14 protein-coding genes are annotated in these 15,000 nt (G+C 61.6%); 10 read left to right on the forward strand and 4 right to left on the reverse strand.

The features are described from left to right. Positions 1–5: 5 nt before the first annotated feature. A complete protein-coding gene (locus tag HA46_RS09235) occupies positions 6–1,058 on the reverse strand; it encodes a YeiH family protein (RefSeq protein ID WP_084883800.1) in 1,053 nt (350 codons plus the stop codon). A 100-nt stretch (positions 1,059–1,158) separates the two neighbouring features. Between HA46_RS09235 and HA46_RS09240 the strand changes: the two genes are divergently transcribed. From HA46_RS09240 to HA46_RS09260, 5 genes are all read left to right on the forward strand, one after another. Next, on the forward strand, positions 1,159–1,539 hold the full coding sequence (locus HA46_RS09240; RefSeq protein ID WP_033791588.1) for a YkvA family protein: 381 nt from the start codon (positions 1,159–1,161) through the stop codon (positions 1,537–1,539). Between the two features lie 9 nt (positions 1,540–1,548). Next, a complete protein-coding gene (gene yieE, locus HA46_RS09245; protein WP_084883802.1) occupies positions 1,549–2,415 on the forward strand; it encodes a DNA-binding transcriptional regulator YeiE in 867 nt (288 codons plus the stop codon). A gap of 129 nt (positions 2,416–2,544) precedes the next feature. Continuing rightward, complete coding sequence (locus HA46_RS09250; RefSeq protein WP_033791586.1) at positions 2,545–4,011, forward strand: amino acid permease; 1,467 nt, start codon at positions 2,545–2,547, stop codon at positions 4,009–4,011. Positions 4,012–4,151: 140 nt separating this feature from the next. Continuing rightward, complete coding sequence (locus HA46_RS09255) at positions 4,152–5,210, forward strand: FecCD family ABC transporter permease (protein ID WP_033791585.1); 1,059 nt, start codon at positions 4,152–4,154, stop codon at positions 5,208–5,210. After that, positions 5,207–5,995, forward strand: a complete 789-nt coding sequence (locus HA46_RS09260) for an ABC transporter ATP-binding protein (protein WP_033791584.1) — start codon at positions 5,207–5,209, stop codon at positions 5,993–5,995. Before HA46_RS09255 ends, HA46_RS09260 begins: the two co-directional genes overlap by 4 nt. 277 nt (positions 5,996–6,272) lie before the next feature. Here the strand turns inward: HA46_RS09260 and fghA are convergent, their stop codons facing one another. The 3 genes from fghA to ptrR form a co-directional block, all read right to left on the reverse strand. Further along, positions 6,273–7,115 carry an S-formylglutathione hydrolase gene (fghA, locus tag HA46_RS09265; protein ID WP_084883804.1) on the reverse strand — a complete coding sequence of 281 codons (843 nt, stop codon included), beginning with the start codon at positions 7,113–7,115 and terminating at the stop codon, positions 6,273–6,275. Positions 7,116–7,127: 12 nt separating this feature from the next. After that, a complete protein-coding gene (locus HA46_RS09270; RefSeq protein ID WP_033750320.1) occupies positions 7,128–8,252 on the reverse strand; it encodes an S-(hydroxymethyl)glutathione dehydrogenase/class III alcohol dehydrogenase in 1,125 nt (374 codons plus the stop codon). A gap of 88 nt (positions 8,253–8,340) precedes the next feature. After that, complete coding sequence (gene ptrR / locus HA46_RS09275) at positions 8,341–9,252, reverse strand: putrescine utilization regulator PtrR (protein ID WP_084883806.1); 912 nt, start codon at positions 9,250–9,252, stop codon at positions 8,341–8,343. Positions 9,253–9,356: 104 nt separating this feature from the next. On the opposite strand from ptrR, the gene HA46_RS09280 reads away from it, so the two are divergent. From HA46_RS09280 to mglB, 5 genes are all read left to right on the forward strand, one after another. Beyond that, positions 9,357–10,487 (forward strand): YbfB/YjiJ family MFS transporter, encoded by a 1,131-nt coding sequence (locus HA46_RS09280; protein ID WP_084883808.1) that lies wholly within the window; start codon positions 9,357–9,359, stop codon positions 10,485–10,487. Between the two features lie 122 nt (positions 10,488–10,609). Continuing rightward, on the forward strand, positions 10,610–11,275 hold the full coding sequence (folE, locus tag HA46_RS09285) for a GTP cyclohydrolase I FolE (RefSeq protein ID WP_033750312.1): 666 nt from the start codon (positions 10,610–10,612) through the stop codon (positions 11,273–11,275). A gap of 67 nt (positions 11,276–11,342) precedes the next feature. Continuing rightward, a complete protein-coding gene (gene yeiB, locus HA46_RS09290; protein WP_033791580.1) occupies positions 11,343–12,503 on the forward strand; it encodes a DUF418 domain-containing protein YeiB in 1,161 nt (386 codons plus the stop codon). A 146-nt stretch (positions 12,504–12,649) separates the two neighbouring features. After that, positions 12,650–13,690 carry an HTH-type transcriptional regulator GalS gene (gene galS, locus HA46_RS09295; RefSeq protein WP_033791579.1) on the forward strand — a complete coding sequence of 347 codons (1,041 nt, stop codon included), beginning with the start codon at positions 12,650–12,652 and terminating at the stop codon, positions 13,688–13,690. Positions 13,691–14,004: 314 nt separating this feature from the next. Further along, the gene (mglB, locus tag HA46_RS09300; RefSeq protein ID WP_084883810.1) at positions 14,005–15,000 is read left to right on the forward strand and encodes a galactose/glucose ABC transporter substrate-binding protein MglB; all 996 of its coding nucleotides are present in this window, start codon (positions 14,005–14,007) and stop codon (positions 14,998–15,000) included.

Consider the following 15,000-nt stretch of genomic DNA (forward strand, 5'->3'; position numbering starts at 1 on the left):
TGCGTCTAATGCAAGAAATGCTGCGCCAGCAGATTGATGGCGCCGCCGCCGACGATCAGCCAGACGAATACCATCAGCCCCAGCAGCAGCGGTTTCACGCCTGCCTGACGCAGCGCGCCGAAGCGCGTGGTGAGGCCGAGCGCCGCCATCGCCATCGCCAGCAGCAGGTTAGCGACCTGATTAATATCGGCGACCCAGGCGGCCGGCAGCAGATGCAGCGAGTTGAACAGCGCCACGCCGATGAAACCGAGCGCGAACCAGGGAAACGCGATGCCCTGGCGCGGCGTTTGCTGCGGCGCGCGGCGCAGCCAGCCGCTCAGGCAGAGCAGAAACGGCGCCAGCATCATGACGCGCAGCATTTTAGCGATCACCGCGCTGTTCTCCGCCACCGGACCTACCGCATGACCGGCCGCCACCACCTGCGCCACCTCATGGATGGTCGAACCGGTAAAGATGCCGAACTGCGCGACGCTCAGCTGAGGGAAGTAGTGCTGCGCCAGCAGCCAGAGCGGGGGATAGATCAGGATCGCGAGGGTGCCGTACAGCACCACGGTCGCCACCGCCACCGCCACTTTCGTCGGCGACGCTTTCACCACCGGCTCGGTCGCGAGCACCGCCGCCGCACCGCAGATGCTGCTGCCCGCGCCGATCAGCCAGACCGTTTCGCGGTCAAGCTTCAGCAGCTTTATGCCCAGCAGACAGGTAATAAAGAAGGTCGAGCTCAGCGTCAGCACGTCGATCAGCACGCCGCTCGCGCCGACATCGGCGATCTGCTGCAGCGTAATGCGAAAACCGAACAGAATCACGCCGAGGCGCAACAGCTTCTGCTTCGCCAGCAGCACGCCCGCGTCGCAGTGCGGGGCGAGAGAAGGGTAAAGCGTGTTGCCGACCAGAATGCCGAGCATAATCGCCAGCGTCAGCGCGCCGAGGCCCAGACCGGCGATCTCCGGGCGCTGCGCCAGCCAGGCGGCACCGCCGGCAATCGCAGCGGTCAGCAGCAGGCCGGGAAAGCGGTGATGAATAAAAAAGGGAAGTCGAGGAAAAGTCAGCTCTGTCATAATCTGCTCCTTATGTCGGGCAAAGCATGCGCCGCGCTGGCTTAAAAGTGAAATTGATAATATATTTATAATTAACCAGATAAAACGATAAGGCCGAAAAATGTTGTTTGGACGTTTGCGCCGCTGGGCCGCTCTGATCAAAAAAGATGTGCTGACGCTGTGGTTCGCCTGCCGTGACCCGCGCACCCCATGGTGGTTCAAGCTGCTGGCCTTCGGGCTGGTGGCCTATGCGCTCAGCCCCATCGATCTGATCCCCGATTTCATCCCCATCGTCGGCCTGCTCGACGATGCGATTATCATTCCGCTCGGCGTGCTGATCCTGCTGCGTCTGCTGCCGCGCGACGTCCGCATCGGCAGCGCTGAGCGCGCCGAAGTGCAGCGGGCGCGCGGCAAAAAAGTGGTCAGCGGCTTCGGCCTGTTTCTGATGGTGCTGATCTGGCTGGCGGTGCTGTACTACCTTGTCCAGCGCTACGCGATGTAAGGAGAGCCCATGCATATCACGCTGCGGCAGATAGAAGTTTTTACCGAAGTGCTGAAAAGCGGCTCGACCACGCAGGCTTCGCAGGTGCTGGCGCTCTCGCAGTCGGCGGTGAGCGCGGCGCTGGCGGATCTGGAAGGCCAGCTTGGCGTGCAGCTGTTCGATCGCGTCGGCAAGCGGCTGGTGCTCAACGAACACGGCCGCTTGCTCTATCCGCGCGCCGTTGGCCTGCTGGAGCAGGCGGGCGAAATCGAACAGCTGTTCAAAGAAGACAACGGCGCGATCCGCATCTACGCCAGCAGCACCATCGGCAATTACCTGCTACCGGGCATGATAGCCGCCTATCGCCGCGACTTTCCCGGCCTGCCGCTGGAGTTGAGCGTCGGCAACAGCCAGGATGTGATCAACGCGGTGGCCGATTTTCGCGTCGACGTCGGCCTGATCGAAGGGCCGTGCCATATGACCGAGCTGGTAAGCGATGCCTGGCTGGAGGATGAGCTGGTGGTCTTTGCCGCGCCCGATGCGGAGATCCTGCGCCAGCCGGTGACGCTGGAGAGTCTCGGCAACGCCCCCTGGATCCTGCGCGAGCACGGGTCCGGCACGCGTGAAATCGTCGACTATCTGCTGCTTTCGCACCTGCCCGCTTTTCAGCTGGGCATGGAGCTGGGCAACTCCGAGGCGATCAAGCATGCGGTGCGGCACAATATGGGCATCAGCTGTCTGTCGCGGCGCGTGATCGCCGATCTGCTGGAGGCGGGCTCCTTAGTGGAGCTGACGATTCCGCTGCCGCGGCTGACGCGTACCCTGTACCGCATTCATCACCGTCAGAAGCACCTTTCCAGAGCGCTGGACCGTTTTCTCTCCTACTGCCGAGAGTAGCCGCAAGAGGTTTTTGCTTATAATTCAGCGGCGATCATGAAGGTAACTAATAACACGGCGTCAATGCTATACAGCGCAGGGTGAATTGCTACAATCGCGCCTCATTTTTAGCGAGCCTAGTGTTTACACATGCATAACGACACAAATACAACACAACAACCTGCGTTACGACGCGAGTTAAAGGCGCGTCACCTGACGATGATCGCCATCGGCGGATCGATCGGCACCGGCCTGTTCGTGGCCTCCGGCGCCACCATCTCCCAGGCGGGGCCGGGCGGCGCGCTGCTCTCCTACGCGCTGATTGGCCTGATGGTCTACTTTCTGATGACCAGCCTCGGCGAGCTGGCGGCCTTTATGCCGGTTTCCGGCTCCTTCGCCACCTACGGCGCAAAATATGTGGAAGAGGGCTTTGGTTTCGCTCTCGGCTGGAACTACTGGTACAACTGGGCGGTGACCATCGCCGTGGATCTCGTCGCGTCGCAGCTGGTGATGAACTACTGGTTTCCCGATACGCCGGGCTGGATCTGGAGCGCGCTGTTCCTCGGCCTGATGTTCCTGCTTAACGTTATTTCGGTAAAAGGCTTTGGCGAAGCAGAGTACTGGTTCTCGCTAATCAAGGTGGCGACCGTGATTATCTTTATCGTGGTCGGCGTACTGATGATCGTGGGCATCCTGCGCGGCGGCGAGCATGCCGGCTGGCATAACTGGCAGGTCGGCGACGCGCCCTTCGCTGGCGGATTCGCCGCAATGATCGGCGTGGCGATGATTGTCGGCTTCTCTTTTCAGGGCACCGAACTGATCGGCATCGCGGCGGGCGAATCAGAAGATCCGGCGAAAAACATTCCGCGCGCGGTGCGCCAGGTGTTCTGGCGTATTCTGCTGTTTTATATCTTCGCTATTCTGATTATCAGCCTGATCCTGCCTTATACCGATCCGCAACTGCTGCACAACGACGTGACCGACATCAGCGTCAGCCCCTTTACCCTGGTATTCCAGAACGCGGGTCTGCTCTCGGCGGCGGCGGTAATGAACGCGGTGATCCTGACTTCGGTGCTGTCGGCGGGCAACTCCGGCATGTACGCCTCGACGCGCATGCTCTATAACCTGGCGAGCGAAGGCAAAGCGCCGCGCATTTTCGCCCGGCTGTCGAAAGGCGGCGTGCCGCGCAACGCGCTGCTGGCGACCACCGTCGTGGCGGGCCTCTGCTTCCTGACCTCGAAGTTCGGCAATCAGGAGGTTTATCTCTGGCTGCTCAATACCTCGGGCATGACCGGCTTTATCGCCTGGCTGGGCATCGCCATCAGCCACTATCGCTTCCGTCGCGGCTATATCAAGCAGGGCCGCAGCCTGGACGACCTGCCGTACCGCTCGGGCTTTTTCCCGCTCGGCCCGATTTTCGCCTTCGTGCTCTGTCTGATTATCACGCTGGGCCAAAACTATCAGGCGTTCCTCAACGACAGCATCGACTGGTACGGCGTCGCCGCCACCTATATCGGCCTGCCGCTGTTTCTGCTGATCTGGATGGGCTATAAGCTGACCCGCGGCACCCGCTTCGTGAAGTACAGCGAGATGGACTTCCCGACACATAAAGAGTGAAGCTAACCAACGCAGCAAGCGCGGCCCGGCCGCGCTTTTTTCGTTAAGATGCCGTTTTGTTTAGGTTGGAGAATTGATAATTATTATCATCTGCTCTATTGTGGCAGCGTTTTCGACCGAACCCTTAAAACAGGCTTTTTATGACGGACTCAACTCTGCCCGCGCAGGGCGCTATGGGCCGCTATCATCAGGTACTGCGCCGCCGCATGCTGATGATTGCCGTGCTGGTGCTGGCGATTATCGCCTCGCTGGTGCTGGACTTTACCCTTGGCCCGGCCGGCCTCTCGCTGTCGACTCTCTGGCAATCGCTGCTCCATCCCGCCACGGTTGACGCCGGCACGCGCGTCATCGTCTGGGATATTCGTTTACCCTACGCGCTGATGGCGGTAGTGGTCGGCTTTTGCCTCGGACTGGCGGGCGCCGAGATGCAAACCATCCTCAACAACCCGCTGGCCAGCCCCTTTACCCTCGGCGTCTCTTCGGCGGCGGCGTTCGGCGCGGCGCTGGCGATTATTCTTGGCATCGGCATTCCCGGCGTGCCGGATCAGTGGCTCATCTCCGCCAACGCCTTTGTGTTCGCGCTGTTCGCCGCGCTGATGCTCGACGGCGTCACGCGCTGGACGCGGGTCTCCACCTCGGGCGTGGTGCTGTTCGGCATCGCGCTGGTGTTCACCTTTAACGCGCTGGTGTCGATGATGCAGTTTATCGCCAGCGAAGATACCCTGCAGGGGCTGGTGTTCTGGACAATGGGCAGCCTGGCGCGCGCCTCCTGGGAGAAACTCGGCGTGCTGAGCGCCGCCTTCGCGCTGCTGCTGCCGTTCTCGCTGCTCAGCAGCTGGAAGCTGACCGCGCTGCGCCTCGGCGAAGATCGCGCCGTCAGCTTCGGCATCGACGTGCGCCGCCTGCGCCTGGCGACGCTGCTGCGCATCAGTATTCTCTCTGCGCTGGCGGTCGCCTTTGTCGGGCCGATCGGCTTTATCGGGCTGGTCGCGCCGCATATCGCCCGCATGATCTTCGGCGAAGATCATCGCTACTATCTGCCCGCCAGCGCCCTGACCGGCGCGCTGGTGCTCTCTATGGCGTCGGTCGCCTCCAAAAACCTCATTCCCGGCGTGATTATTCCGGTCGGCATCGTCACTTCGCTGGTCGGCGTGCCGTTCTTCCTGAGCATTATTCTGCGCCATCGGGGGAATGTATGACTCAGGGTCTGACGTTAAAAGGGTTCACGGCGGGCTATCCCAAACGCAAGGTGATTGAAAACCTCAGCGTGGCGCTGCTGCCGCGCGGCCAGATCACCGTGCTGCTGGGGCCGAACGGCTGCGGCAAGTCGACGCTGCTGCGCGCGCTGGCCGGGCTGAACAAAGGGCAGGGCGAGCTGTGGCTTAACGGCGAAGAGCTGATGCAGCAGCCGTTCGCGCGTCGCGCCCAGCGCGTGGTCTATCTGCCGCAGACGCTGCCTGCGGGCGTGCATCTGCACGTGCTGGAATCGATTATCGTGGCGCAGCGCGCTTCGGGCGGTTTGCATAACGCCGCCAGCGAGGCGGAAGTGATGTATCTGCTGGAGCAGCTCGGCATTTCGCATCTGGCGATGCGCTATCTCGATCAGCTTTCAGGCGGGCAGAAACAGCTGGTCGGTCTGGCGCAGTCGCTGATCCGTCGTCCGGAGCTGCTGCTGCTGGATGAGCCGCTGAGCGCGCTGGACCTGAATTATCAGTTTCACGTGATGGATCTGGTGCGTCGCGAAACCGCCCAGCGCAATATCGTCACCGTGGTGGTAGTGCACGACATCAATATCGCCTTACGGCATGCGCACCATGCGCTGATGCTGAAAGAGGGCGCATTGATAGCGGACGGCGTGCCGGAGCAGGTGATTACGCCGGAGACGCTGGCGCAGGTGTACGGCGTGAAAGGGCGTATCGAACGCTGCTCGCAGGGGATGCCGCAGGTGATGATTGACGGGCTGGTCGGCTCGGGGCTGGTTTAAACCGCGCGCAGCGGAGTTGAGAACGTGGTTGGCATGGCCCGAAGAGCAAAGCGTCCCGCGACAGGGACAAAAACGTCGGGAGCGTTTTTGCACAACGCAGCGCGTTAGCCCGGTGACGGGCGCACCTCAGGGATGAGGTGCGAATGTCGCGGGCCGAGCTGGCAGGGATGCCGTTTTTTGCGTCTTTGCGATCGGGCCATGCCAATCGCGTGTGCGCAATGCCTGTCGGCTGCACACCTTGCCAAACGTTCAGGGCCGCGATGCGGCCCTGAACGACCTACACCAGCAAGTGCTGCGCGTGGAAGCGCAGATGATCCTCGACGAAGGTCGCGATGAAGTAGTAGCTGTGGTCATAGCCCGGCTGCACGCGCAGCGTCAGCGGGAATCCAACCTCTTTCGCCACCGCATCCAGCCGCTCCGGCTGCAGCTGATCCGCCAGGAACTGATCGCTGTCGCCCTGATCGATCAGGATCGGCAAGCGCGACTGCACCTCGCGCATCAGCGCGCAGCTGTCGTATTCGCGCCAGGCCGCGCGATCCTCGCCCAGGTAAGCGCTGAACGCTTTCTGCCCCCAGGGCACCTCGGCTGGATTCACGATAGGCGCAAAGGCCGACGCCGACGCAAAGCGGTTGCCGAGACGCAGCGCCAGCATCAGCGCGCCGTGGCCGCCCATCGAATGCCCCATAATCGACTGCCGCTCGCTGATATTGAAGTTGCTGGCGATCAGCGCCGGCAGCTCCTGACTCAGGTAGTCGAACATGCGAAAGTGCGCCGACCAGGGCGCCTGGGTCGCGTTAAGGTAAAACCCCGCGCCCTGGCCGAGATCGTAAGCCTCGTCGTTGGCGACCGCCTCGCCGCGCGGGCTGGTGTCCGGCATAATCAGCACCAGACCCAGCTCCGCCGCGACGCGCTGCGCCCCGGATTTGGTGCTGAAGTTCTCATCCGTGCAGGTCAGGCCTGCCAGAAACCACACCGCAGGCGGCGGCGTGTCGCCTTTCGGACCGGGCAAAAAAATGCTGAAGGTCATCGGGCAGTTAAGCGCGGCTGACTGATGTCGCCAGCGTTGCTGCCAGCCGCCGAACATCCGGTGTTCTTCCAGCAGTTCCAGCGTGGATGCCATATCGCCTCCCGATTACTTGTTAAAGTGCACCACCGAACGGATCGACTTCCCTTCATGCATGAGATCGAAAGCGTCGTTGATCTCTTCCAGCGGCATGGTGTGGGTAATAAAGTCGTTCAGCGCGAATTTGCCGTCGAGGTAATCCTGCACGATGCCCGGCAGCTGCGAGCGGCCCTTCACGCCGCCGAAGGCGGAACCGCGCCAGACGCGACCGGTCACCAGCTGGAACGGACGGGTTGAGATCTCTTCGCCCGCGCCGGCCACGCCGATAATCACCGATTCGCCCCAGCCTTTATGACAGCACTCCAGCGCGGAACGCATCACGTTGACGTTGCCGATGCACTCAAAGGAGAAATCGACGCCGCCGTCGGTCATCTCGACAATGACTTCCTGAATCGGCTTCTCATGATCTTTCGGGTTCACCAGGTCGGTCGCGCCCAGCTTGCGCGCCAGGTCGAATTTGCTGGTGTTGATGTCGATAGCGATGATGCGTCCCGCTTTCGCCATCTTCGCGCCGATAATCGCCGACAGGCCGATGCCGCCGAGGCCGAAAATCGCCACGGTATCGCCTTCTTTCACTTTGGCGGTATTCATCACCGCGCCCATGCCGGTGGTCACGCCGCAGCCCAGCAGACAAACTTCTTCCAGCGGCGCCTCTTTGCTGATTTTCGCCAGCGAAATTTCCGGCACCACGGTGTACTCGGAGAAGGTCGAGGTGCCCATGTAGTGGAAAATCGGCTTGCCGTCTTTAAAGAAGCGCGTGGTGCCATCTGGCATCAGGCCTTTGCCCTGGGTGGCGCGGATCGCCTGGCAGAGGTTGGTTTTACCCGACAGGCAGAATTTGCACTTGCCGCACTCCGGGGTGTACAGCGGGATCACGTGATCGCCGACTTCAACGCTGGTGACGCCTTCGCCGACCGCTTCTACCACGCCGCCGCCTTCATGGCCGAGGATGGCCGGAAATACGCCTTCCGGATCTTTGCCGGACAGGGTATAGGCATCGGTATGGCACACGCCGGTAGCGACGATGCGCACCAGCACTTCGCCTTTCTGCGGGGGCATCAAATCCACTTCTTCGATTTTCAGCGGTTCGCCAGCAGCCCAGGCAACGGCGGCGCGAGTTTTAATCATGTTCATGCAATCCCTCTTGCGGTCAGATAGGGACGCGCCGGTCTGGACGCGTCCGTGGGTCGTGATATCAATAAAAATAGCGCGTAATCGGCAATTACTCTGCCAGCTGCAGCGGATGCAGCAGCTGGTCGTCCTGCGGGCGGTCGTCGAACATATCAATAATCAAATACTTCAGCGCTTCGACGTTGGGCGTAAAGGCGTCGCGACGCCACATCAGCCAGGTGGCGGTGTCGCGATACGCCGCCGGCAGCTGATGCGCCTGCACGCGGGCGCGCTCAGGCATCTGCTTCAGCACTGATTCGGGGATCATCGCCACGCCGGCGCCGCCCGCCACGCAGGCCATCATCGCGTGGTAAGACTGGATCTCCATTACGCTAGCAGGGGCGACGCCGCTCTCGCGATACCAGGCTTCCAGCTTCACGCGATAGGAGCAGCTGTTGCGAAAGGCGAACAGGGTGTCGTTTTGCGTGTCGCGCGCGCTCTCGACCGGCGCATGATCCAGGCTGGTGATCAGCGTCAGGGTTTCGCGAAAGGCGATGCAGCCGTTGAGATCGTCATAAGGCGCCGGACCGTCCACCAGCGCGGCGGCCAGCGTGCCTGCGCGCACCTTGTCGATAATCTCGCCGGAGGTGCTGGTGATCAGCGACAACGACACTTTCGGGAAGCGCTGATGATAGGCCGCCAGCAGGCCTGGCAGGCGCGTCGCGGCGGTGCTCTCCATTGAGCCGAGCGCGAAGTTGCCGGCCGGTTCACCCGCGCGCGCCATGCTCAGCGCCTCGTCGCTCAGCGCCAGGATGCGCTGCGCGTAGTTAAGGAAATTGTGGCCCATCGGCGACAGACGAAGGCGCTGTTTCTCGCGTATAAACAGATCGACGCCCATCTCCTCTTCCAGCTGGCGCAGCCGCGTGGTGAGGTTGGAAGGGACGCGATGGAGTTGTTCCGCGGCGCGCGCCAGCGAACCGGTTTCGGCCACGGAACAGAACATGCGTAGCTGGACAAGATCCATGTATTCTCTTCCCGTAAACAACTTGATGTGAATTATTCAGTTTTCGTAAGTTTAATAAGCTGGCATGTTATAAGCAAGCGATAATGAAACCCAGGAGTAGGGATATGGCTTTTCGCGTGGCGCTCAGCGCCTTTCTGGCGCTGGTGGTGGTGATGGGCATCGGGCGTTTCGCCTTTACGCCGCAGATGCCGCTGATGATACATGACGGGCAGCTGACGCTGACCAGCGCCAGTCTGGTGGCGGCCCTCAATTATCTCGGCTATCTGTGCGGCTCTTTTGACGCGATGCGCGCGCGGCGGCGCGTTGAGCTGCGCCTGCAGCTGGGCGTCTGGGGGGCGGTGACGCTGACGCTGCTTTCCGCCTGCGTCAGCGGCCCCTGGCTGCACGGGGCGGTGCGCTTTTTAATCGGCTGGGCGAGCGGCGTGGCGCTGGTGCTGGTCGCCGCCTGGAGCAGCGAGCAGCTGCATCATTACGGGCGCCCCAGCCTGTCGGCGGCGGTATTCGCCGGACCGGGCGCGGGCATCTTTATCAGCGGCCTGCTGGCGGTACAGCTGCATGCCTCGCAGGCGTCCGCCTCGCTGGCGTGGGCCGCCTACGGCCTGCTGGCGCTGCTGATTATCGCCGCTATCGCGCGCAATTTGCCGCGCCGCGTCGGCGAGCTGCATCGTCCCGATCAGGCGCCGGATCCGCTGGTGCTGACCGCTGACCTGCGGCGGCTGGTGCTGAGCTACAGCCTGGCGGGCTTCGGCTATATCCTGCCCGCCACCTTTCTGTCGCAGATGGCGGCGGCGCGCTTTCCCGACGGCGCTTTCGCCCAGTTCGTCTGGCCGATCTTCGGCGGCGCGGCAATAGTCGGCATCGCGCTGGGGATCCTGACGCGCGGCCTCGCCAGCAACAACCAACGACTGGCTTATGTGCTCTGGGCGCAGGCGCTGGGCGTAGCGGCGGCGGCGGCGCTGCCCGGCTTTAGCGGCCTGCTGCTCGGCGCGCTGCTGGTGGGCGGCGGCTTCCTCTGCGTGGTGCAGCTGGCGCTGGCCTATGCGCGCGAGCTGGCGCCGCAGCACACGCGCTATATGGCGGGGCTGCTGACCACCGGCTACGCCGTCGGACAGCTGGTGGGACCGGTGCTGTCGTCGCTCTCCACCGCGCTGCTGCATCGTCTGGAGCCGGCGCTCTGGATCGCCGGGCTGGGACTGGCGGCGGCCGGACTGCTGGTGTGGCGACGATCGTCGTGAAAAGCTTTCATCGCCGATTGGATTGATTACTGGATTACCCTGGCGGAAAGCTTCACAATACGCGCTCAGAATTGAACCCGCCGGTCTCTCCGGCGGGCGTTACACCTGCGGAGATGAGTACGATGAGCACCCTTAGTCAGGAAGCTATCCTGGTTCACGAAGCGCTGCTGGCGCGAGGCCTGGAAACGCCGTTACGCGCGCCGACGCGTGAAATGGATGATGAAACCCGTAAGCGCCTGATCGCCGGCCACATGACCGAGGTCATGCAGCTGCTGAATCTGGATCTTGAGGATGACAGCCTGATGGAGACGCCGCATCGCATCGCCAAAATGTATGTGGACGAGGTTTTTTCCGGTCTGGATTACGCTAACTTCCCCAAGATCACCGTTATCGAAAACAAGATGAAAGTGGATGAGATGGTGACGGTGCGCGATATCACCCTGACCAGCACCTGCGAGCATCACTTCGTGATTATCGACGGCAAAGCGACCGTGGCCTATATTCCGAAAGAGAAGGTGATCGGCCTGTCAAAGATCAACCGCATCGTGCAGTTCTTCGCCCAGCGCCCGCAGGTGCAGGAGCGTCTGACTCAGCAGGTGCTGGTAGCGCTGCAGACGCTGCTCGGCACCAATAACGTCGCGGTCTCTATCGATGCGGTGCACTACTGCGTGAAAGCGCGCGGGGTGAAAGACGCCACCAGCGCCACCACCACCACCTCGCTGGGCGGCCTGTTTAAGTCGAGCCAGAATACCCGTCAGGAGTTCCTGCGCGCGGTGCGTCATATTTAAAGATTACCAGCAGCCTTAGCCGCCGCCTGCCATCAGGCGGCGGTGCTTTATGCCAACAGGGATCGCTATGCAACGTTATCATGCGCTGGATTTCATTCGCGGCTGCGCCATCCTCGGCATTCTGTTGCTCAATATCGTCGGCTTCGCCTTGCCTTCCGCCGCCTATCTTAATCCCGCCTGGCGCGGCGATCCCGCAACCGACGAGGTCTGGACCTGGGCGGTGCTCGACATCCTGGCGCAGCTGAAATTCCTGACCCTGTTCGCGCTGCTGTTTGGCGCGGGCCTGCAGCTTCAGCTGCCGCGCGGCGGCCGCTGGCTGTCGGCGCGCCTGACGCTGCTGGCGCTTATCGGCCTGTTTCACGCCGTGGCGATGTGGGAAGGGGATATCCTGCTCGATTACGCCATTATCGGCCTTATCGTCTGGCGTATGCTGCGCGACGTGCCCTCGACGCGCAGCCTGTTTCATACCGGCGCGCTGCTCTACCTGGTGGGCTGCGGCGTGCTGCTGATCTTCGGCTCAATCTCCGATCCCGAGCCGAGCCGCTCGTGGCTGCCCGGCGCGGCCGACCTGGAGTATGAACGCTTCTGGAAGCTGGCCGGCGGCTGGGAGGCGGTGCAGAACCGCCTCGACCATCTCTCCTCCAGCCTGATGGCGCTGGCGGCGCAGTATGGCTGGCAGCTGGCCGGGCTGATGATGATGGGCGCCGCGCTGCTACGCTGCGGCTGGCTGACCGGCGAGTTTAGCCTGCGCCACTACCGCCGCTGCGCCGCGCTTCTGCTGGCCGTCGGCTATGCCATCGCCCTGTTTGGGGTAGCGACGCAGTGGATGCTGCACTGGTCGTTTCGCTGGAGCGGCTTCTACCTGCAGGTGCCGCGCGATCTCGCCAGTCCCTTTATCAGCCTCGGCTACGCCGCGCTGATCCTCGGCTACTGGCCGCAGCTGGCGCGCTGGCGCGTCACGTCGGCGATTCAATGCGTCGGCCGCATGGCGCTGAGCAACTATCTGCTGCAAACCCTGATCTGCACCACGCTGTTCTACCGCTTCGATCTCTTTATGCGTTTCGATCGCCTGCAGCTGCTGGCGTTTGTGCCGGCTGTCTGGCTGGTCAATATTCTCTTCTCTACGATTTGGCTGCGCTTTTTCCCGCAGGGCCCGCTGGAGTGGCTATGGCGTCGCCTGACGCGGCTGGCGGCGGGCAAAACGCCGCATCGCTCCTCATCCAGATAATGATGTTCATCACAAAGGTTACATAATTGTATGTAACCGTTTTCATGAGTGTGACGTGATTCACGCTGCTGCCTCGCCGCGCCTGCCAGAATAGCGCCGGATTACTTCCCGGCGTGATGCCTTTTTTTCCTCTGTGGAACAGCTGCATGATAACGATTCGTGATGTTGCCCGTCTGGCTGGCGTGTCGGTGGCGACCGTCTCGCGCGTGCTGAATAACAGCAGCGCCGTTACCGCGGAGACGCGCGACGCGGTGCTGCAGGCGGTGGATTCGCTGGGCTACCGGCCCAACGCCAACGCGCAGGCGCTGGCAACGCAGATCAGCGACACCATCGGCGTCGTGGTGATGGACGTCTCCGACCCCTTCTTCGGCGCGCTGGTGAAAGCGGTGGACACCGTGGCCCAGCGCCTGCACAAACATGTGCTGATCAGCAACTCCTGGCATCAGGAAGATAAAGAGCGCCATGCGATCGAGGTGCTGATCCGTCAGCGCTGCAATGCGCTGGTGGTGCATGCGAAAACGCTTTCAGACGAAGAGCTCGCCTCGTTTATGCAGCAGGTGCCGGGCATGGTGATGGTCAACCGCATCGTGCCGGGCTTCGCCCATCGCTGCGTCAGCCTGGATAACGTGGCGGGCGCCCTGATGGCGACCCGCATGCTGCTGCAGCAGGGACACGGCCGCATCGGCTATCTCTGCTCCAGTCACGACATCGAAGATGTGCAGCAGCGGCGCGAAGGCTGGGAGCAGGCGCTGGCGGAGCAGGGGATTCGGCCGCAGGAGAGCTGGATCGCCAGCGCCGAGCCCGATATGCAGGGCGGCGAGGCGGCGATGGTGGAACTGCTGGGACGCAACGTGCATCTCAGCGCTATTTTCGCCTATAACGACGGCATGGCGGCCGGCGCGCTTACCGCGCTGAAAGATAATGGCATTCAGGTGCCGCAGCATTTCTCCGTCATCGGCTTCGATGATATCCCGATGTCGCGTTACACCGATCCTCAACTCACCACGGTGCGCTATCCCATTGTTTCTATGGCCAAACTCGCCACCGAGCTGGCGCTGAGCGGCGCGGCGGGCCAGCTGGACGTCAGCGCGCAGCACGTCTTTATGCCGACGCTGGTGCGTCGCCATTCCGTGGCGCAGCGGCAAAATGTGGAGTCGGTCACTAATTCAGGCGATAGCGCCATGTAACCGTTTTCAATCTGTGATTGTATTCACAGTTAATTAACATGCCGCTCACTATGATGGCAGCGTCTTACCGGACTGAAACATTATGTAACGCCGCACTAACCGCAGCAGGCGTGGTTTCAGCAACCCGTTGAAAAGGTTCATCACATCTTGAGGATGCGTTGTCGCACATGGAAGTCAGTTTTCTGGACGGCGATTCAGCGGGGCAGCGCGATCTCACTCGCCTCTTTGCGACTCGCCGAATCTTATTTTACCGAAAGCTCCTGCGCGCCAGACGCGTCTGAGCCAGTACTACCCTGCAAAAAACCGGAGATACCATGAATAAGAAGGTTTTCACGCTCACAGCTTTGGTTGCCAGCATGATGTTCGGCGCAACGGCACACGCAGCGGACACGCGTATCGGCGTGACCATCTATAAGTATGACGACAACTTTATGTCGATGGTTCGTAAGGACATCGAGAAAGAGGCCAAAACCCTCGGCGGCGTACAGCTGCTGATGAATGACTCGCAGAACGACCAGTCCAAACAGAACGACCAGATCGACGTGCTGATGGCGAAAGGCGTGAAGGCGCTGGCGATTAACCTGGTGGATCCGGCCGCGGCGGCCGTGGTGATTGATAAAGCGCGCGGCAACGACGTGCCGGTGGTGTTCTTCAACAAAGAGCCGAACGCGAAAGTGCTGGCCAGCTACGACAAAGCCTACTATGTCGGCACCGACTCTAAAGAGTCCGGCATTATTCAGGGCAAACTGATCGAGAAGCACTGGAAAGCGTCGCCGAACTGGGACCTGAACAAAGATGGCCAGATTCAGTTCGTGCTGCTGAAAGGCGAGCCGGGCCATCCGGATGCTGAAGCGCGCACCAAATACGTTATCGATACCCTGAATCAGGACGGCATCAAGACCCAGCAGCTGGCGATGGATACCGCGATGTGGGATACCGCTCAGGCGAAAGACAAGATGGATGCGTGGCTCTCCGGCCCGAACGCCAACAAAATCGAAGTGGTGATCGCCAACAACGACGCCATGGCGATGGGCGCCGTCGAAGCGCTGAAAGCGCATAACAAGACTTCAATTCCGGTGTTCGGCGTCGATGCGCTGCCGGAAGCGCTGGCGCTGGTTAAGTCGGGCGCGCTGGCGGGCACCGTGCTGAACGATGCAGAGAACCAGGCGAAAGCGACGCTGGATATGGCGAAAAACCTGGCGGACGGCAAAGCCGCGACCGAGGGCACCAGCTATAAGATCGCCGATAAGATCGTCCGCGTGCCTTACGTGCCGGTCGATAAAGAGAACCTGTCTCAGTTCCAGAAGTAA

This window comes from Pantoea septica, from assembly GCF_002095575.1.
In the GTDB taxonomy this organism is placed as follows: domain Bacteria; phylum Pseudomonadota; class Gammaproteobacteria; order Enterobacterales; family Enterobacteriaceae; genus Pantoea; species Pantoea septica.